Annotated in this window: 19 protein-coding genes and 2 pseudogenes; 10 read left to right on the top strand and 11 right to left on the bottom strand. The window is 67.7% G+C overall.

The window, feature by feature from the left end; translation table 11 throughout:
- Nucleotides 1-30 precede the first annotated feature (30 nt).
- Nucleotides 31-1,155 carry an FAD-dependent oxidoreductase gene (locus ACZ7IB_RS09085; RefSeq protein WP_470910633.1) on the bottom strand — a complete coding sequence of 375 codons (1,125 nt, stop codon included), beginning with the start codon at nucleotides 1,153-1,155 and terminating at the stop codon, nucleotides 31-33.
- Nucleotides 1,156-1,252: 97 nt separating this feature from the next.
- Entirely contained in the window at nucleotides 1,253-2,146 is an 894-nt protein-coding gene (locus tag ACZ7IB_RS09080; RefSeq protein WP_470910630.1) for an NADP-dependent oxidoreductase, read from the bottom strand.
- Nucleotides 2,147-2,217: 71 nt separating this feature from the next.
- Here ACZ7IB_RS09080 and ACZ7IB_RS09075 point away from each other — a divergent pair, with 71 nt between their 5' ends.
- The 3 genes and pseudogenes from ACZ7IB_RS09075 (at nucleotide 2,218) to ACZ7IB_RS09065 (ending at nucleotide 5,342) form a co-directional block, all read left to right on the top strand.
- The gene (locus ACZ7IB_RS09075) at nucleotides 2,218-2,787 is read left to right on the top strand and encodes a TetR/AcrR family transcriptional regulator (RefSeq protein ID WP_470910627.1); all 570 of its coding nucleotides are present in this window, start codon (nucleotides 2,218-2,220) and stop codon (nucleotides 2,785-2,787) included.
- 803 nt (nucleotides 2,788-3,590) lie between these two features.
- Nucleotides 3,591-3,872, top strand: a pseudogene (locus ACZ7IB_RS09070) (dihydrofolate reductase family protein); the annotation flags it as partial.
- Nucleotides 3,873-3,959: 87 nt separating this feature from the next.
- Nucleotides 3,960-5,342 (top strand): serine hydrolase domain-containing protein, encoded by a 1,383-nt coding sequence (locus ACZ7IB_RS09065; protein WP_470910625.1) that lies wholly within the window; start codon nucleotides 3,960-3,962, stop codon nucleotides 5,340-5,342.
- Nucleotides 5,343-5,380: 38 nt separating this feature from the next.
- On the opposite strand, the pseudogene ACZ7IB_RS09060 reads toward ACZ7IB_RS09065, so the two are convergent.
- The 3 genes and pseudogenes from ACZ7IB_RS09060 to ACZ7IB_RS09050 all read right to left on the bottom strand — a co-directional run.
- Nucleotides 5,381-5,545, bottom strand: a pseudogene (locus ACZ7IB_RS09060) (winged helix DNA-binding domain-containing protein); the annotation flags it as partial.
- A 195-nt stretch (nucleotides 5,546-5,740) separates the two neighbouring features.
- The gene (locus ACZ7IB_RS09055) at nucleotides 5,741-6,193 is read right to left on the bottom strand and encodes a GNAT family N-acetyltransferase (RefSeq protein WP_470910622.1); all 453 of its coding nucleotides are present in this window, start codon (nucleotides 6,191-6,193) and stop codon (nucleotides 5,741-5,743) included.
- An 83-nt stretch (nucleotides 6,194-6,276) separates the two neighbouring features.
- Nucleotides 6,277-6,744 (bottom strand): MarR family winged helix-turn-helix transcriptional regulator, encoded by a 468-nt coding sequence (locus tag ACZ7IB_RS09050; protein ID WP_470910620.1) that lies wholly within the window; start codon nucleotides 6,742-6,744, stop codon nucleotides 6,277-6,279.
- A gap of 140 nt (nucleotides 6,745-6,884) precedes the next feature.
- Here ACZ7IB_RS09050 and ACZ7IB_RS09045 point away from each other — a divergent pair, with 140 nt between their 5' ends.
- Nucleotides 6,885-8,099, top strand: a complete 1,215-nt coding sequence (locus tag ACZ7IB_RS09045; protein ID WP_470910618.1) for an MFS transporter — start codon at nucleotides 6,885-6,887, stop codon at nucleotides 8,097-8,099.
- Nucleotides 8,100-8,157: 58 nt separating this feature from the next.
- On the top strand, nucleotides 8,158-8,583 hold the full coding sequence (locus ACZ7IB_RS09040) for a GlcG/HbpS family heme-binding protein (RefSeq protein ID WP_470910616.1): 426 nt from the start codon (nucleotides 8,158-8,160) through the stop codon (nucleotides 8,581-8,583).
- Between the two features lie 44 nt (nucleotides 8,584-8,627).
- On the opposite strand, the gene ACZ7IB_RS09035 is transcribed toward ACZ7IB_RS09040, so the two are convergent.
- Nucleotides 8,628-9,497: a GNAT family N-acetyltransferase gene (locus tag ACZ7IB_RS09035; protein WP_470910614.1), complete on the bottom strand. Its 870-nt coding sequence runs from the start codon at nucleotides 9,495-9,497 to the stop codon at nucleotides 8,628-8,630.
- A gap of 5 nt (nucleotides 9,498-9,502) precedes the next feature.
- Nucleotides 9,503-10,030: a DUF2269 domain-containing protein gene (locus ACZ7IB_RS09030; RefSeq protein WP_470910611.1), complete on the bottom strand. Its 528-nt coding sequence runs from the start codon at nucleotides 10,028-10,030 to the stop codon at nucleotides 9,503-9,505.
- Nucleotides 10,031-10,456: 426 nt separating this feature from the next.
- Between ACZ7IB_RS09030 and ACZ7IB_RS09025 the strand changes: the two genes are divergently transcribed.
- Nucleotides 10,457-11,635 carry a globin domain-containing protein gene (locus ACZ7IB_RS09025; RefSeq protein WP_470910609.1) on the top strand — a complete coding sequence of 393 codons (1,179 nt, stop codon included), beginning with the start codon at nucleotides 10,457-10,459 and terminating at the stop codon, nucleotides 11,633-11,635.
- Nucleotides 11,636-11,681: 46 nt separating this feature from the next.
- Here the strand turns inward: ACZ7IB_RS09025 and ACZ7IB_RS09020 are convergent, their stop codons facing one another.
- The 4 genes from ACZ7IB_RS09020 to ACZ7IB_RS09005 all read right to left on the bottom strand — a co-directional run bounded on the left by ACZ7IB_RS09020 (nucleotide 11,682) and on the right by ACZ7IB_RS09005 (nucleotide 14,887).
- Nucleotides 11,682-12,161, bottom strand: coding sequence for an NUDIX domain-containing protein (locus ACZ7IB_RS09020; RefSeq protein WP_266359763.1), 480 nt, complete (start codon nucleotides 12,159-12,161; stop codon nucleotides 11,682-11,684).
- Nucleotides 12,162-12,224: 63 nt separating this feature from the next.
- Nucleotides 12,225-13,121 (bottom strand): LysR family transcriptional regulator, encoded by an 897-nt coding sequence (locus tag ACZ7IB_RS09015; RefSeq protein WP_470910605.1) that lies wholly within the window; start codon nucleotides 13,119-13,121, stop codon nucleotides 12,225-12,227.
- A gap of 191 nt (nucleotides 13,122-13,312) precedes the next feature.
- Nucleotides 13,313-14,443 carry a cystathionine gamma-lyase gene (locus ACZ7IB_RS09010; protein ID WP_470910602.1) on the bottom strand — a complete coding sequence of 377 codons (1,131 nt, stop codon included), beginning with the start codon at nucleotides 14,441-14,443 and terminating at the stop codon, nucleotides 13,313-13,315.
- A 66-nt stretch (nucleotides 14,444-14,509) separates the two neighbouring features.
- A complete protein-coding gene (locus tag ACZ7IB_RS09005; protein WP_327274108.1) occupies nucleotides 14,510-14,887 on the bottom strand; it encodes a phage holin family protein in 378 nt (125 codons plus the stop codon).
- A 68-nt stretch (nucleotides 14,888-14,955) separates the two neighbouring features.
- Here ACZ7IB_RS09005 and ACZ7IB_RS09000 point away from each other — a divergent pair, with 68 nt between their 5' ends.
- The 4 genes from ACZ7IB_RS09000 (at nucleotide 14,956) to ACZ7IB_RS08985 (ending at nucleotide 17,196) form a co-directional block, all read left to right on the top strand.
- Entirely contained in the window at nucleotides 14,956-15,273 is a 318-nt protein-coding gene (locus tag ACZ7IB_RS09000) for a cupin domain-containing protein (RefSeq protein WP_114245560.1), read from the top strand.
- Nucleotides 15,274-15,430: 157 nt separating this feature from the next.
- Entirely contained in the window at nucleotides 15,431-15,643 is a 213-nt protein-coding gene (locus tag ACZ7IB_RS08995; protein ID WP_093895169.1) for a DUF5326 family protein, read from the top strand.
- 243 nt (nucleotides 15,644-15,886) lie between these two features.
- On the top strand, nucleotides 15,887-16,657 hold the full coding sequence (locus ACZ7IB_RS08990) for an IclR family transcriptional regulator (RefSeq protein WP_470910599.1): 771 nt from the start codon (nucleotides 15,887-15,889) through the stop codon (nucleotides 16,655-16,657).
- Between the two features lie 101 nt (nucleotides 16,658-16,758).
- Nucleotides 16,759-17,196: an SsgA family sporulation/cell division regulator gene (locus tag ACZ7IB_RS08985; RefSeq protein WP_093895105.1), complete on the top strand. Its 438-nt coding sequence runs from the start codon at nucleotides 16,759-16,761 to the stop codon at nucleotides 17,194-17,196.
- The last annotated feature ends 38 nt before the right edge of the window (nucleotides 17,197-17,234 follow it).

The following is a 17,234-nucleotide window of genomic DNA, read 5'->3' as shown; positions in this document are numbered from 1 at the left end:
GGCTTGCAGTCGCTCACCTCTGCGGCACTGTCAGATTCCCGCTGGTTCTCGTTCGGTGAAGAACTTGATCACCTCCTGGGACGTGGGGTTGTGGGCGACTGCGGCGGCGGCCGCGGCGCTGCGGGGGAACAGCCCTCGTTCGTACTCGGTGAGGGCGGTTTCGATGTCATCGGGGTGTGCGGCGAGAGCCTTGCCGAGTTCGGCGCCGTCTTGCATGGCCAGGTTGGCGCCCTCGCCGTTGGGGGTCGAGAGGTGGGCGGCGTCGCCGAGCAAAGTCACTCCCGGCACCCGGTCCCAGCGGTGCCCGACCGGCAGGGCGTGCAGGGGGCGCAGGACCGGCGCGGACTCGCCGGCGGTGATCAGGGCGGTGAGTTCCGGTGCCCAGCCGTCGTACTCCTCCGCGAGCCGCGCGGCGGCTGCGGCGGCATCGGTGAAATCGATGGTCGCGAACCAGTCTTGTGGCTTGGTCAGCGTGATGTAGGTGTGGAGGGTCCCGTCCTTCTCCCGGTGCGCCACGAACCACTTCCCGTTCCCGTCCGGGTCGAGCGCGACAAGCGTTCCGTCGCCGACCGCTTTCGCGGTGGCCGGGTGTCGGGTGTCGGCGTCGTACAGGTGGGTCTCGACGAAGGACCGGCCGACGTATGCGGGCGTGGTGTCGCAGAGCAGCGGTCGCACTCGTGACCATGCACCGTCCGCGCCGACCAGCAGGCTCGTGGCGACGGCGGTGCCACCTGCGAAGGTCACCTCGTGGCGGCCCTTGGTGAGGGTGCGGACGCCGGTGGCCTTGTGGCCCCATCGGACGGTGCCGGCGGGGAGTGCGTCGAGCAGGACCTGTCGCAGTTCGCCGCGCTGTACCTCGGGGCTTTCGCCCGTGCCGTCGTCGGCCTTGTCGAACAGGACGGTCCCGTCTCGGCCGAGGAGCCGTATCGCTTGGCGGCCCTCCAGGACGATGCTGCGGAACTCGTCCGTCAGACCGGCAGCCTTGAGGGCGAGTTGGCCGTTGCGGTCGTGGATGTCGAGCATCCCGCCCTGCGAACGCGCCGTCGGGGAGGACTCCGCCTCGTAGACCGTGACGGGGATGCCGTGGAGGTGCAGGACGCGGGCCAGGACGAGGCCGCCGAGTCCGGCGCCGATGATCGTGACAGGGGTGTGCATGGGGCTCCTTGCGTGTCGCACACCTGCCGGGTGGGTCTGGGCAGGATCGCTGGAAGGAAGGCAGCTTGCCGGGCTGTGCAACCGGGCAGGAAACGGCTCAGACGACGATGACCCGGCGCCCGCGCGTGTGACCGGCCCGGCTGTCGATGTGCGCGGCCGCGGCCTCGGCGAGCGGGTACGACTTCTCGACCGGGATGTGGAGCTTTCCCCGCGCGATGAGGCCGACGGCCTCGGCGAGGGCTTCCGGTACGTTCCCGGTCACGCCGGAGTATCGGACACCGTGTTCCGGCGCGCCGAGATCGGCGATGGAGATCACCTTCTGCGGGTTCCCGGTCAGTTCGACGAGTTCGCGGATCACGCCGGAGCCGGCCAGATCGAGCGCTGCGTCGACATGGCCGAGCTGCCGCACCCGCTCGACCCAGCCCTCGCCGTACGTCGTGGCGAGGGCACCCAGGCTGCGCAGGTAGTCCTGGTTCGCGGCCCCGGCCGTGCCGATCGCTGTGATGCCGCGGTCGCGGGCGATCTGCAGCACCGCCGATCCGACTCCGCCGGACGCTCCGCTGACCAGCAGCGTCTGGCCGGGCTGCACACCGGCCTGGCGGATGATGCGCAGCGCGGTCTCCACCACGGAGGGGTATCCGGCCGCCTCTTCGAAGGTCAGCCCCTCGGGCATTCGGGCCCAGGCCGACAGCACGGCGAACTCGGCATAGGTGCTCGAGCCTCGCCCGAACACGTGGTCGCCGACCTCGACTCCTTCGACGCCCTCGCCGACCTCGTCCACCACCCCGGAGGCGTCCTGCCCGACTCCGGCGGGCAGGACGACCGGGCGGACCTTCTGGAACTGGCCTTCACGGACTCTCCAGTCGACGGGGTTCACGCCCGCCGCCCGCACGGCGATGCGTATCTGGCCGGGGCCCGCGTGGGGCTCCTCGGCGCCTTCGAGGTGGAGAACGTCGGGACCGCCGAATTCGGCGAAGCTCACTCTCTTCATGCAAGCGACCGTAACACTAACGGTTGTTGTTTAGAAACAGTTACTCCTTTGGATTTGATAGTGTCAGCGACATGACCGAGCCGCCCGGACGCCGTGAGCGCAAGAAGGCCGCGACCCGACAGAAGATCGCCGACACCGCCCTGCGGCTCTTCCTGGATCGCGGGTACGACGCGGTGGGCATCCGCGATGTGGCTGCCGAGGCCGACGTGGCCGTCACCACGCTCTTCTCCCACTTCGCCTCGAAAGAGGCCCTGGTATTCGAGCAGGACGACAACTTCGAGCAACGCCTCACGCAGGTGGTCGCCAACCGCGCACCGCACGAACCGCTCATCCCCGCACTGCGCCGCGAGATCCAGGAGATGGTCCGGCACTGCACGGCGGACGGCACCGTCCCGATCTACCGCATGATCGACGAGTCGCGTGCCCTGCGGGAGTACGAGGAGTCGATGCGGCTGCGTCATGCAGAGTCGCTGGCAACGGCGATCGCTGCCGATCCCGGCCTGTCACAGACCACAACGGCCTGCCGGACGATCGCGAGGTTCGTGATCGACGCCTATTCGCTGGCCCGTGAGACGGACGATCCGCAGGCCGCGGTGGACGAGATCTTCCAGATGATCGAGGCGGCCTGGGAAGTCACCTGACCTACCACTCTGCGAGCATCGCCCGCGAGGTCGGGCCCACCCTGGCGGCAGGCTCAAGGACGTCAGGATCTCCTGCAGAGCAACTACTTCGGCGGGGCTGGCGCAGGGTGTCCGGCCAGCTGCCTGGGGAACGGCACAGCCAAGGACCTACTGGCCGAAGGCCGGCAGCAGCCATCCGGTGAGGCTGCCAGCGAGCAGTGAATCCAGAGCCGGACGGGACCTCAGCACGAACGGTTCCGCACGAGCCAACTCGTCCGGGAATGACATCCGATCCCGTCTCCAAACCACCTGGCAACCGCACAGGTTGGGAGCCCTGCCGACTGCCAACTCAGAAGGTGCGGGACAGCGGCTTGCACCTCGCGGCCGTTCCGAGGATTTGGACACGATCGTGAGACTGAGCGGCTGGACACGGCGTGAGACACCGCAAGAAGACGCGGGTCACAGCGCCGCAGTAGGACACGGGCGGCGAGGCCCTACACGGTCCTGCGGGGTCTTATGCACCGTGTCGTGATCTCACGGCCGATGCCATAGGGATGTCGTTTAACGACATCACCGTGAGACTGCTGGCCGAGCACGTTCCCATGCATCCGGCTGGGGGCCCTGACCGCCATCGAGGTCCCCAGGGAAATGGCACGCTCCATGAGACGAACCCACCATGGCATGACGTGAGGCAGGCTGAAGAACCGCAGGTCAGCCGTACTGCGGAGTTTCCCGGTCTCGGACGACCGGTGCGGGACGGGTTCAGGACGGCGGAATCACGCGCATGACCACCGTCCCCACCAGCCGGTTCAAGGTGGCTTCGGCCCGACCCGAATGTCGAGCTCATCTCCGACGAAGTGGTCGCAAGGGTCCGGGGACTCAAGGCGGAGAACAGCGAGCTCGGAATCTGGCTCTGCGGTGGCTCCCAGCTTGCCGGAGAGCTGATCGACGAGATCGACGAGCTGGTGATCAAGACGTATCCGCTGGTCTACGGATCGGGCATGCCGATGTTCGGATCTGATTTCGCGCCCACCGTGTTCGCCCTGGACTCGGTTCGTGTCTTCGACAACGGCGCCCTGGTCAGAGCCTATAGCCGGACGCGCTGACCGGCCGCTGGTGGCGATGGCGGGATGCGGTCCAGGTGCCGTGAAATGCGCTCGCCACAGCTCGGGTCCGGCGGGTAGTTGTTGAGCATGACCTCCGCATCTGAACAGTTGCTCCCCGGTACGCAGCGCGCTCTGCTGCACCGCATCGCCACCGCACAGTCAGAAGGCCGGGCGCCCTCGCTCGTCGCCGCAGTACAGAGGCAGGGGCAGACCGTCTGGAGCGGCTCCCGCAGCTGCGTGGACGGCCATGCCCCCGACGCAGACACCCAGTTCAGGATCGGCTCAATCACCAAGACCTTTACGGCCGTGCTGGTTCTGCGGCTGCGCGACGAGGGACTTCTGGATCTGGACGACCCGCTGGAGAAGCATCTGCCCGGCACGGGCGTCGGTGGAGTCACTGTCCATCAACTCCTGGGCCACAGCGCGGGACTGGGCGCCGAGTCACCTGCGCCCTGGTGGGAGAGGACTCCGGGCACACTGAGGCCCGAGCTTGCCGATGTACTCGGCGAGCAGACGCGGATGCACACTCCAGGCCGCCGTCACCACTACTCGAACCCGGGCTACACACTGCTGGGCGCGCTGGTGGAGAAGGTGCGCGGGGCGAGCTGGGCCGAGGTGCTTCGACGCGAGGTCCTGGAACCGCTGGGCATGCACCGCACGAGCCCCCAGCCGCAGGCGCCGCACGCAGGTGGCTGGGCCGTGCATCCCTGGGCGGATGTCATGCTGCCCGAGCCGACCGAGGATCTCGGACTGATGGCCCCGGCCGGCCAGCTCTGGTCCACCTCCGGCGACCTCCTCCGCTTCGCGGCCTTTCTCGCCGGAGGGGACGACCGGGTGCTCTGTGCCACCTCCGTGGAGCAGATGCGCGAACCGTCGGCGCCGACCGAGTCCGGTGACTGGGAGTCCAATTACGGTCTGGGGCTTCAGCTCGGGCGGAGGAACGGCCGCACACTCTTCGGGCACACAGGCTCGCTGCCCGGCTTCCTGGCCGCCCTGTGGGTCAGTGTCGAGGACGATGTGGCGGCCGTCGTTCTCACCAACACAACGTCGGGGCTGATTGTCGGCGGTGTTGCCGCCGACCTCGTAAAGATCGTCGCCGAGGCCGAGCCCCGCATTCCGGAGCCTTGGCGACCGCTGCCCGAGGCGGACGCGGAGCTGCTCGCTCTGACCGGTACCTGGTACTGGGGCACAAACACGAACATCCTGCGACTGACTTCGGACGGTGGGCTGGACCTTGAGCCCCTGCGTGGCAATGGCCGCGGTGCCCGATTCACCGCACGGCCCGACGGCACCTGGGTCGGTCTCAACGGCTATTACGCGGGGGAGACGCTGCGTATCGTCCGGAACGGCGACGGCAGCGTGAACCATCTCGACCTGGGTTCGTTCGTCTTCACACGGGAGCCGTACGACGTCACAGCGGCCGTTCCCGGCGGTGTGGACGAGGGCGGGTGGCGGGGCCTCGGGGCCTGAGCACCACGTTTCACGTGAAACGGGCGGGGGTGGCCGGCTCAGGCCGTCAACTCCCTTTCCAATGGGGTACGAAAGCGTGGAGTGATCCGTGCTTGGCCCACCCATGGCGACAGCCGGGATGCTTCCGTCTCGACCACGGCGGTGGCATCCCGGCCGATGTCGGACAGCGGCCGCCAGACCGGCTCACCATCGGCTCGCTGTGCCTCGGACATCCGGGCGCACGCGGAAAGGAAGACGGTGGCGGCGCCGGTGGCGTGCAGAGCGACGAAGGCATCGGCCACGGACACCGGGGACGCGGTCCGTACGGACGGGGCCAGGAGATGCCGCCGCCCGGGCCTGATCCTGCGCTGTTGGTCACTGATGCGGTGCACAGACAAGCCCTCGGACTCCGGACTGCGTCAGAGCGCGAGCTTGAAGCCCACGTGGCTGGCGGTGAAACCCAGCCGCTCGTAGAAACGATGAGCATCGGTCCGGGTCGCATCGGACGTCAACTGGACCAACTGGCAGCCCTGGCGCCGGGATTCGTCCACGGCCCATTCGATCAGCTGGGTGCCGAGGCCGCTGCCGCGCTCGGCGGCGTGGATACGGACGCCTTCGATGACCGAGCGGGTCGAGCCGCACCGGGAGAGTCCAGGGATCACCGTCAGCTGCAGGGTTCCGACGACGCGGCCCTCGCGCACGGCGACGACCACGTGCTGGTTCGGGTCGCCGGCCAGCCGCCGGAAGGCGGCGCGGTAAGGGGTGAGGTCGTCCGGCGACTCACGCTGTGCACCCAGCGGATCGTCGGCGAGCATGGCCACGATCGCGGGGATGTCGGCGAGGGCCGCGGGGCGTATTTCCAGATCGCTCATGATCGGCAGAGTACGCAGATCACGTGGACGGCGCGAGGCATCACCCGGCCTGCTCGGGGGACTCTCAGCGGCTGCGCGGTGGCTCACGCGACCTGTGCGGGGGCCTTAAGCTCTTCGACCGCCCTGACGAGTGGGGTCAGTTCGGGATTCTTGGCGGCTTCGTCGAGTGCGGCGCGCAGCGCGGTGTCATTGGTCGGCCGGGCCTTGGCGAGCAGGGTGAGGCCGGCCTCGGTGACATCGGTGTAGATGCCGCGGCGATCGGTGTCGCAGAGATACCGGGTCAGCAGTCCGCGGTCCTCGAGGCGGGTGACCAGGCGGGTGGTGGCGCTCTGGCTGAGCACGACGGCGTCCGCGACCTGCTTCATCTGGAGATGGCCGCCGGGGCCGTTGTGCTGCCTGCTCAGGACGTCGAGCAGGGAGTACTCCCGCACGCTGAGACCGTGGCCGGCCTGCAGCGCCCGCTCGATACGGGCCTCGATCTTCCCGTGAAGCAAGGAGAGGGCGCACCAGCCCTGGGAGAGGGCGGTCAGTGCGGGGTCTGTAGCTGTCATGGGTCTCTCCCCCGTCTCGGAGCTGCTTGCGTCCAGGATAGGCGACGCTCGCAATAGCCCGCGCTTGCAATTAATCAGCGTCTGCAATTATTGTGGACGCTCGTAAGGCGCAGATGCAATCGTCAGGGAAGGTGAAACCCATGCCGCTCGCGCTCCTCGCCCTCGCCATTGGGGCTTTCGGTATCGGAACCACCGAGTTCGTGATCATGGGGTTGCTCCCCGAGGTTGCTGCGGACTTCCAGGTCTCGATCCCGACCGCAGGATTCCTCGTCACGGGATATGCCCTCGGTGTCGTCCTGGGCGCACCGCTGATGACGGTCCTCGGCACCCGCGTCAGCCGTAAGCGCATGCTCATGCTGCTGATGGGGCTGTTCGTCGTGGGCAACGTGGTCTCCGCCGTCGCCCCGGTCTTCGGCGTGATGGTCGCCGGCCGCGTGATCGCCTCGCTCGCTCACGGTGCCTTCTTCGGCATCGGATCGGTCGTGGCGGCCGATCTGGTTGCCCCGCAGAAGAAGGCCGGCGCGATCGCCATGATGTTCACAGGCCTCACCGTGGCCAATGTCGTCGGCGTGCCGCTGGGCACCTACATCGGACAGAGCGTCGGCTGGCGGACCACATTCTTCGTCGTCGCCGCGCTCGGTGTCATCGGCCTTCTCGGTGTGGCCAGGCTCGTCCCCGAACAGCCCCGCCCCGAGGGCGTACGGCTCCGCCACGAGCTGGCAGCGTTCCGCAACGTGCAGGTCCTGCTCGCCATGGCGATGACCGTGCTCGGTTTCGGCGGAGTCTTCGCCGCGATCACCTACATCACCCCGATGATGACCGAGATCGCCGGATACTCCGCGTCCTCCGTCACCTGGCTCCTGGTCCTCTTCGGTCTGGGCATGGTGGGCGGCAATCTGCTCGGCGGCAAGTTCGCCGACCGCCATTTGATGCCGATGCTGTACGTGTCGCTCGGTGCCCTCGCCGTGGTTCTGGCCCTGTTCACCCTGACCGCCCACAACAAGATCGCAGCGGCCGTCACCATCGTGCTGATCGGGGGCCTGGGCTTCGCCACAGTGCCGCCGCTGCAGAAGCGGGTGCTCGACCAGGCAGCCGGTGCTCCGACCCTCGCCTCCGCCGTCAACATCGGTGCCTTCAACCTCGGCAACGCGCTGTCGGCATGGCTCGGTGGCCTCGTCATCGCAGCCGGCCTCGGCTACACCGCACCCAACTGGGTCGGCGCCGCTCTGGCCGCCTCCGCCCTGGTCCTTGCGGTCGTTTCCAGCGCTCTGGAACGCCGCAGCAAGGTCCCCCGGGGCCGACTCGTCGCCCAGCACAGTCCTGAACCGCTCGCTACCCCCGCGCCCCAGCGCTGACCCCCCTCACACCACTCCCCTCACACGCAGCACCACATCGCACCAAGGAGACACCCCCGTGAGCACCACCACTGTCGCCGTCGCCCCGCTGACCACCCCGGACGCCGAAGCGCTCATCGAAGCGGCCCGCGGTGCCGCCGAAGCCGCCGGTGTCGCCGTTGCCGTCACGATCCTCGACGCGGGCGGCCATCTGCTGGCCTTCCGGCGGGACGACCGGGCCGTTCTCATCGCGGGTGAGACCAGCACCCGCAAGGCATACACGGCCCTTCAGCTCAACGCCCCCACCGCCGACCTCGTCGACGCGGTCCAGCCGGGCGGGCTCTTCCACACTCTGCCGACCGCCCTCGACCGGCCGCTGCTCTTCATCGCCGGTGGTGTCCCGGTCCACCGCGACGGACGGCTCATCGGCGCCGTCGGCGTCGGCGGAGGTGCTCCCGACCAGGACCACGGCTTCGCGACCGCTGCCGTGAAGGCTCTTGCCTGACTCTCGCGCCGGCCACGCTCGATGTCAGTTCAAAGCCGCGTGGGTCAGCCCGTCGCTACGGTCAGCGGAGCGTAGCGACGGGTCCAGTCGCCCGGCAGGTCCGAGGTTCCATAAGTCATCACCGTGGTTTTGGAGCTTCTTTGCAGACCGCACTCCTTGAACCAGTCGAGCAGCTCCGCATGGCGTGCGTCGATGTCCGCGCGCAACGGCAGATCCGTCGCCTCTGCGAGCGACGCGACGAGTGCCTGAGCGGTGTCGGTGTCGGGCGCGATGAGCGGGCCGACCACATGCGTATGAGCGCTCGGCCAGGTCGCTGCGTAACCGACGAACTTTCCGTCGTTCTCCGCGACCCGGATGTGGTCGGCATACGCGGGCAGCCGGGCGAGGACATGCGTCCGGTCGGAGCCGAAGACGTCCGTGTCCAGCCGGACCATGGCTTGCAGGTCCTCCGCCGTGGCCGGGCGGACGGTCGCAGTGGACGCTCCGTCGCCGGTCGGCCGGAAAAACCCGGTGACCCGCTCGACGCGGCCCACGACCGCGAAGCCGAGCTGTTCGTAGAGCGGTTGTCCCGCGGATGTCGCGTACAGGCTGAGGGGGGTGCCTGCGGCCTCGTCGATCACATGGCGCATCAAGTGGCGGGCGACTCCCTGCCGCGCGCATCGCTCGGCGACGAGCAGCATGCCGATGGCAGCCAGTCGTGGGCCGTAGGAGGTCACTACACAAGCGGCCATCAGGCCTTTGCCCCGGGGATCGTCCATGCCATAGCCGGTTCCTGCGGCGAGGAGCAGACCCCATCTGTGCTCATCGCGTGGCCATCCGCGGTCCTCGCAGAGATCGGCGCAGGCGACCAGGTCACCCAGGGTGAGACGCCGGACAGGCAATTCGACGAGCGGATGGGGCAGAGGGGTGAGCATGAAGCTCAGGCTGTCCGACGCGGTGATCGCTCGTCCACTCCTTTACCGGCTCCGGCCAGGATGCGCAGCCGTCGGCCACGCCGGGTCAATCCCCAGGGCTTCAGCACTGATACCGCGGTGATGAACAGATACGTTGCCGTCGCCACCGACGGAGCGACCACCAGGTCGATATCGACAGCACCACGTGTCGCCGCCTCGTTGATGCCGGGGCGCAACGAGAAGATCGACAGCGCCGCAGTGATCAGGGTGAGCCAGAACTTTGTCCAGACCCACCGATGCCTGGCCAGTCCCCAGGGTGTACCGAGAGCCAGGACGAGGCCGCTGAGCAGGGAGAGCAGGGCGACCGGGACGACCAGCCAGTCTGCGAAGATCTTCATGGCGCGGGTGGCGGCCTGCGCGGTGGTGGGGTCGCCGGTGAGGAAGGCCGTGATTCCGAGCGTCAGCAGTCCGACGGTCAGTCCCAGCCAGCTCACGGATACCGCGACATGCGCGACGAGAAGGCTGCGGCGAGCGGAGCGTTTGAGTGGTTTCACGTGAAACACGGTGCCGGGAATGGGGTAATCAGGCGTCTGGCAGCGGGAGTAACCGCGCGTACTCGCCTCGGCGTACAGTGCCCACACTTCTGCGGCCTTGCCGGTGAGGTGAGTTGGCGCGCATCCCTCTGCGGCCGTCTCGGCCAGGTCGGTGCAAAGTTCCGCGATGAGGCGGCTATGAGCGACTGTTGTGGATTCGCGGCTCGGCCATGAGGCAAAGGAGCGTAACGGGAAAACCGGTTCGGATACCCGGACTTCCCGCTATTTGTCCGGTCTGTGTTCATGGCAAGGCATGCTGGGGTGAGGGACTGCGGGCAGGAGCCGGCCGGCGACCGCAAGCAGGACCCGACTACGCCCGCAGACAAGAGCCGCGGGCCGTGTGCGGGTGCGTAAGGTGACCAGAAGACGTTCGAGGCGAGGCACAGTATGGATGCTCCGGCCACCGGGTGGACCGAAGACGGAACGGACAGATTTCCCGACGCGACCCTGATCCACCGCACCCTGACCGAGATCTCGCCCGTCGCGGATCAGGCAACCTCGTACTTCTATGCCCTGCTCTTCATCCGGCACCCCGATCTGCGCGACCTTTTTCCGGTCGCGATGGATGTCCAGCGCGACCGTCTTCTCCGCGCGATCCTCACCGCGGCGGACCGGCTGGACGACCCCGATGCGCTGGCAGAGTATCTCGGCGAACTGGGCCGGGGGCACCGCAAGTACGGCACACTGCCTGCGCACTATCCCGCTGTGGGTGAGGCGCTCCTCGGCGCGCTGAGCCGCTACGCGACCACCACCTGGGACGCGGGGACCGAAGCGGCGTGGGTCCGTGCCTACACCGCGATATCGCAGATCATGATCGATGCGGCCGCCGAGGACGAGCAGCGGGCTCCCTCCCGGTGGCATGCCGAGGTCGTCTCCCACGACCTCAGAACCCGCGACATAGCGATCCTCACGGTCCGTCCCGACCAGGCCTACCCCTTCCTCGCAGGCCAGTACGCGGCGATGGAGACCCCGTGGTGGCCCCGGAACTGGCGGCACTATTCCTTCGCCTCGGCGCCCCGCCCGGACGGTCTGCTCACCTTCCACATCAAGGCGGTACCGGCCGGCTGGGTCTCCAACGCCCTGGTGCACCGGGCCCGGCCCGGCGACATCCTGCGCCTCGGCCCGCCCTCGGGCTCGATGACGGTCGACCACTCCACCCACACCGGTCTGCTCTGTCTGGGCGGTGGCACGGGCATCGGGCCCATCAAGGCACTCGTCGAGGACGTTGCGGAGCATGGCGACCGGCGTCCCGTGGAGGTCTTCTACGGGGCACGCAGCGGTCACGACCTGTACGACATCGACACGATGATGCGGCTCCAGAAGACCTATCCCTGGCTTGAGGTGCGGCCGGTGGTCGCCACCGGCCCGGGAGCCGAGGGGGGTCTGAAGGGGCTGTTGCCCGAGGCTGTGCGCCAGTGCGGCCCGTGGCACGAGTACGACGCCTATCTCTCGGGCCCGCCCGGCATGATCCGCAGCAGCGTGGATGTGCTCAGGGGCATCGGCGTGTCGGCCGAGCGCATCCGGCACGACTGCGTCGAGGAACTGGCGACCGCCGGCCCCGGCTGAACCCGGTAGCGGAAGCCGTCAGCCCTGATCCGGAAGCGGCGGCCGGTCAGCCCAGGTCGGGCGCGTGCATCGCCCGTACGCCCTCGATATTGCCGTCCAGGTAGTGCCGCAGCGACAGCGGTACGAGATGAACGGCAGCGATCCCCATCCGGCTGAACGGCACCCGTACGACGTCGTACTCCCCGCAAGGATCCTCGATCTCGGGGCCGTGGCGCCGGGACAGGTCCATCGACTCCAGGCGGCAGACGAAGAAGTGCTGCACTTTGACGCCCTTCACTCCGCCGCCCTCGATGTGCTCCACGGTGTCGACGAAGCAGGGGACCACATCGGTGATCTTGGCGCCGAGCTCCTCGTCCACCTCACGGTGCAGGGCGTCTACGACGGTTGCGTCCTCGGGTTCGACCCCGCCACCCGGCGTGAGCCAGTACGGATCCACCCCGGGCTTGGTGCGCTTGATGAGGATGAGGTCGTTGCCGTCGAGCAGGATGGCACGTGCGGTGCGCTTGACCACAGGACGTTCGGTCATGGCAAGAGAGTGGCCCACGGAACCGGTTCTGAAACACCTGACCCGCGCCGGACCGCCCTGCGTTCACCAGTCGGCGGCAGCGCGCAACAGCCACTCGTGCGCCCGCGCGATGTGCGGCAGCGCGAGCGTGCCGGTCCGCACGGCCACGAAATAGGTGCGTAGCGGAGGAACGGGAGGGTCGAGAAGCGCCACCACCTCGCCCCGCTCCAGCGCCCCCTCGCACAGATAGCGCGGCAGTACGGCGAGTCCGGCGCCCGCTGCCGTGCACTCCAGGACCGCCCGGAGATCCGGCGCGATGACGGCTCCCGCAGCAGCGGGCCGGCTGTCGAAGACGGCGGCCCAGTAGCGGGAGACGAGCGGCAGGCTCTCGTGCACCTCCACGACCGGCAGCTGGTCCAGCACCACGGGCCCCTTGTGCCGCAAGGCCCCGGGCCCCAGGCGCCCGGCCCAGCGCGGCGCGGCGATCAGCACATGTTCTTCGTCGCAGAGTGGAGTCGCGGTGAGCAGCCCACCGCGCGGACGAGCCGTCGCAATGGCCAGATCATGATGTCCGGCGGCCAGTCCCTCCAGTGTCTCCTCGGCGCTGGTGAAGAACGAACTGCGCAGAGCCAGGCCCTGGGCGATGAGTGGGGAGAGCGCCGGCAGGGCACGCATCGACGTGAACTCGGGTGGCCCGGCCAGATGCAGTGTCCGTACGCCCGACTCCTCGTCGAGCTCGGTCTCGGCGATCTCGATCAGGGCGTCCAGATGGGGCGCCGCCCGGTGCGCGAGTTCGTCGCCGATGGTCGTCGGGGTCACGCCGCGGGGCCTGCGCAGGAAGAGCGGGCGGCCCAGCTGCCGCTCCAAGGTGCGGATCTGCGAGGTGACCGCGGGCTGGGAGAGGCCGAGCAGGGCAGCAGCCCTGGTGAAGGAACCGGCCCGGTGCACCGTGACGAATGTGCGCAGCAGGGCCAGGTCCATGTCCTGCCCCTCCCACCCTCGCGCCGCTTCGGACCCGTACAACTATAAATATGTCGATAGGTCGCTGTCGCTATCGTGATTGGACACTGACGGAGAGTCAATTAGCCTTGTTCAGGCGGTTCTTCACGTCCGGAACCGGGGCGGTCCGAGCCACGAGGGGGGAGGCTCGGACCGCCGTACCGCCGGTTGGATCAGCTCTCGCCCAGCGCCGCGTCCAGTGCCCGCTCCACGTCGGCCACCAGGTCGTCCGAGCTCTCGGCGCCGACCGAGAAACGGATGAAACCCTCCGGTACGGCGTCACCGCCCCAGCGTGCCCGCCGCTCGGCGGTGGAGCGCACGCTGCCGAAACTCGTCGCGTCGTCGACCAGCCGCAGCTCGGTCAGGAAGCGCTCGGCCCGCTCGCGGTCGGGCAGTACGAACGAAACCACGGAGCCGAAGCGCCTCATCTGACGCACGGCGTTCGGATACGAAGGGTCGGTGGGCAGGCCGGGGTACCGCAGCCCGGTCACCTCCTGGCGCTTGCCCAGCGCCTCGGCCAGCGTCAGGGCGGTGGCGCACTGCCGGTCGATCCGCAGTTCCAGCGTGGCCAGCGAACGGTGCGCTAGCCAGGCCTCCATCGGTCCCGGAATCGCGCCGACGACCTTGCGCCAGCGCCGTACACCCGCTGCCAGCTCGGGATCGCGGCAGGTCACATGGCCGAGCAGGATGTCTCCGTGCCCGGTCATGCCCTTGGTGTCACTGGCCACAGAGAAGTCGGCCCCCAGTTCCAGCGGGCGCTGGCCGAGCGGTGTGGCGAGGGTGTTGTCGACAGCGACCAGAGTGCCGGCCGCGTGTGCGGCCTCGACGAGCCGGCGTACGTCGCAGACATCGAGCCCAGGGTTGGACGGGGTCTCGATCCACAGCAGCTTGGCTCCTTCGAGGACCGCCAGCTGGGCATCGCCGCCGGTCGGCGCGGTCCGGACCTCGACGCCGTACGCCTCCAGCTGTTCACGCACCAGCGGCAGCGCCTGATATCCGTCATCGGGCAGCACGACCACATCGCCGGTGCGTGCCTGGGACAGCAGCACGGCCGAGATCGCCGCCATTCCGGAGGCGAAGACCGTGGTCTCGACCGGCTCCCCCGGCGCCTCCAGCTCGCCGATGGCGCGTTCCAGATGCGTCCAGGTCGGATTGGTGTCCCGGCCGTAGGTGTACGGACTGGTCGGTTCACCGGAGAGATGGAAGTGTGCGGCGAAGACCGGTCCGGGCAGGGTGGGCTCGAACTGCTCCGGTTCGGGCAGCCCGGCCCGTACCGCCCGGGTTCCGTCACCCATGGTGCTCATACCGTTTCCTTGCTTCTCTCCCGGTGTGCCACCGGTCCGACCTGCACTGTTTCAGTAGATGCCGGGTCAGTCCTCGTCGGGCAGGACTACGTTCAGCGCCCACGACACGATCGAGATGATCAGGCCGCCGAGCACGGCGGTCCAGAAGCCGTGGACATGGAAGCTCAGATTGAACTGACCGGCCAGCCACGAGGTCAGCATCAGCATGAGCGCGTTGACGACCAGGGTGATAAGCCCCAGCGTGAGGATGAAGAGCGGCAGGGTGAGCAGCTTCACGATCGGCTTGACCACAAAGTTCACCAGACCGAAGAGCAGGGCGACCACGATCAGCGTGAGCGCCTTGCGCCCGGTGCTGCCGCCGTTCAGCGTGATGTCCTGGAGCAGCCAGATGGCCACGGCCAGCGCACCTGCGTTGGCGATCGTCTTGACTACGAAATTCTTCATGTGTCTGATCGTGGCAGACATGATCGGTGGCGGACACCGGCAGGACAGAGGCAAGGGGTGGACGGGCCATGAAGGCATTCAGACTGGACGAACTGGAAGCGGAACGGGCTGCCAACGACGGTGCATATCTGCAGTTCGTGAAGGAACGGAACATGTCCGTCGGCCTGTACGCACTGGATGCCGGCGAACTCGACCCGCAGCAGCCGCACAAGGAGGACGAGGTCTACTTCATCGTCAGTGGCCGCGCCTCGATCACGGTCGGCATGGAAACCACGCAGGTGGGCAGAGGAAGCGTGGTGTATGTACCCGCCGGTGTTGCCCACAAGTTCCACCACATCACCGAGGACCTGCGGGTCATGGTGGTCTTCTCCCCGCCGGAAAGCTGAGCCGCTCTTACGGAGGACCGGGGCTCCTGTCTCAGGGATCCCTAAGGGGTCGATCAGGGGACTTCAAGGGCTGCGGAACCCACGCCGGCCCCCTTTGCGCCTCTAGCATCGAGGTATCGAAACAGGAACTCACAGAGACGAGGCGAGGACGATGGCCGTGCGGGAGATATTCGCGGGGATGCCCTGGTGGGTGAAGTGGATCGCGGTGCCGGTCATCGCGATCGTCGTGTTCGGCGGTCTGATCGCCAGCGTGGTCGGGTTCGTGATCGGTCTGCTCTTCAAGGTTCTGGTCTTCGTGATCCTGGTCGGCGGACTCGTTTTCGTCGTACGCAAGTTCATGTCGTCCTCTTCCTCGCGCAGCGACTGGTAGGACGATCGGAAGCCGGCCGGGGGATTAGCCCAGCTGAGCTAAGTGCAAGACGAAACGACACCCCTTGCGGATGCGGCCGATATGGTGGCAGTCCGCTGCCACCACCTGGGAATTTACTGTCCGTTACCACCCTGACCAGTGGTTTGTACGGCGTTCGGCCTCCGGGCCCCAGTCATGCGGCGGTCTGTGGGGGCGGCCCCCACAGGTGGGCTGACCGCCCGTCACCATGCCTGGGGGTGACCGTTGACCACGGCATCGAGCACTGCTGTCCCGACGCTGATCGGTTCGGTCCAGCGAGCGCTGAGGCTGCTGGAAGCTGTGGGCGCCCATCGAGACGGGGCACCCGCGAAACAGTTGGCCAGGGAAGCGGGCCTTCCCCTTCCCACTGCCTACCATCTGCTGCGCACCCTGACCCATGAGGGCTATCTGCGCCGGGAGAACGGCGTGTTCCTCTTCGGGACCGCCGCCGAGCGTCTGGTCGACGAGGGTTCGCTGCAGAATCGTCGCAGCAGAATGACCGAGTCGCTGAGCCGCTGGCGCGACACCATCGGCGCACCGGTGTACTGCGCCGTCTACCGCGAGGGTGAGATCGAACTCATCGCGGTCGCCGACAACCCCGCCACACCCGCAGTGGACGAGTGGGTGTCCTTCCGGGAGACCGGTCACGCCCATGCGATCGGTCAGTGTCTGCTGAGCCAGCTCGACGAGAAGGCCCGCGAGGACCATCTGGACCGTCACCCTGTGCGGCCGCTGACCCGCTACTCGGTGAGGGATCGCCCGGCGTTTCTTGAACGATTGCGGTCGTTGGAACGAATGGAACCTGTCATCGAGCGACAGGAGTACGCCTTGGGGACGGTCTGCGCAGCCATCCCGATCACAGCCGGATTCACTGCCGCCGCGATGGCGATTTCGGTACCCCTGGAGCAGGAAGATCGGTTGCTCCCCGCAGTCGAACAACTACGTGGCGAAGTGGCCATCCTCTTGCGCTCGTTCGTGTTCTCTATCAGTATCTGAAAAATCACTCCTTGTGATCTGCTATCGCGTGCACCACGATGGCGTCAATAGGGCCATGGGGGATCATTCCTGGCCAGATTCATCTACTGCGGGGTTGGACGATGCGCGAGTCGGTTCAAGCTGAGGTCATGATGAGCTTCCTCGTCTCCGAGGAACTCTCTTTCCGGATCCCGGTGGAGCTCCGGTACGAAGTGTGCGATCCGTATGCGATCCGGATGACCTTCCATCTGCCCGGCGACGCCCCCGTCACCTGGGCATTCGGCCGTGAGCTGCTGCTCGACGGCCTCAACAGTCCCAGTGGCGACGGTGATGTGCATATCGGGCCCACGGAGCCCGAGGGGCTGTCCGATGTACATATCCGACTTCAGGTGGGCACGGATCGCGCCCTTTTCAGGGCCGGTACGGCACCGCTTGTGGCCTTTCTCGACCGGACGGACAAACTCGTGCCGCTCGGGCAGGAGTGCACGCTGGGTGACTTCGAGGGCAACCTGGAAGAGGCCCTGGGCCGGATCCTCGCCGAGGAACAGAACGCCGGCTGAGGAGGACGGCGCCGCCGACCGGCCCGCCGGTCGAACGC

It is taken from the genome of Streptomyces sp. NPDC037301, from assembly GCF_055602785.1.
This window is presented reverse-complemented; position numbering and strand designations above follow the sequence as displayed.

Bases quoted from the DNA above. Each gene is read 5' to 3' on its own strand.
- ACZ7IB_RS09085 (WP_470910633.1), bottom strand. From the start codon at position 1,155: ATGCACACCCCTGTCACGATCATCGGCGCCGGACTCGGCGGCCTCGTC.
- ACZ7IB_RS09080 (WP_470910630.1), bottom strand. From the start codon at position 2,146: ATGAAGAGAGTGAGCTTCGCCGAATTCGGCGGTCCCGACGTTCTCCAC.
- ACZ7IB_RS09075 (WP_470910627.1), top strand. From the start codon at position 2,218: ATGACCGAGCCGCCCGGACGCCGTGAGCGCAAGAAGGCCGCGACCCGA.
- ACZ7IB_RS09065 (WP_470910625.1), top strand. From the start codon at position 3,960: ATGACCTCCGCATCTGAACAGTTGCTCCCCGGTACGCAGCGCGCTCTG.
- ACZ7IB_RS09055 (WP_470910622.1), bottom strand. From the start codon at position 6,193: ATGAGCGATCTGGAAATACGCCCCGCGGCCCTCGCCGACATCCCCGCG.
- ACZ7IB_RS09050 (WP_470910620.1), bottom strand. From the start codon at position 6,744: ATGACAGCTACAGACCCCGCACTGACCGCCCTCTCCCAGGGCTGGTGC.
- ACZ7IB_RS09045 (WP_470910618.1), top strand. From the start codon at position 6,885: ATGCCGCTCGCGCTCCTCGCCCTCGCCATTGGGGCTTTCGGTATCGGA.
- ACZ7IB_RS09035 (WP_470910614.1), bottom strand. From the start codon at position 9,497: ATGCTCACCCCTCTGCCCCATCCGCTCGTCGAATTGCCTGTCCGGCGT.
- ACZ7IB_RS09025 (WP_470910609.1), top strand. From the start codon at position 10,457: ATGGATGCTCCGGCCACCGGGTGGACCGAAGACGGAACGGACAGATTT.
- ACZ7IB_RS09020 (WP_266359763.1), bottom strand. From the start codon at position 12,161: ATGACCGAACGTCCTGTGGTCAAGCGCACCGCACGTGCCATCCTGCTC.
- ACZ7IB_RS09015 (WP_470910605.1), bottom strand. From the start codon at position 13,121: ATGGACCTGGCCCTGCTGCGCACATTCGTCACGGTGCACCGGGCCGGT.
- ACZ7IB_RS09010 (WP_470910602.1), bottom strand. From the start codon at position 14,443: ATGAGCACCATGGGTGACGGAACCCGGGCGGTACGGGCCGGGCTGCCC.
- ACZ7IB_RS09005 (WP_327274108.1), bottom strand. From the start codon at position 14,887: ATGAAGAATTTCGTAGTCAAGACGATCGCCAACGCAGGTGCGCTGGCC.
- ACZ7IB_RS09000 (WP_114245560.1), top strand. From the start codon at position 14,956: ATGAAGGCATTCAGACTGGACGAACTGGAAGCGGAACGGGCTGCCAAC.
- ACZ7IB_RS08985 (WP_093895105.1), top strand. From the start codon at position 16,759: ATGCGCGAGTCGGTTCAAGCTGAGGTCATGATGAGCTTCCTCGTCTCC.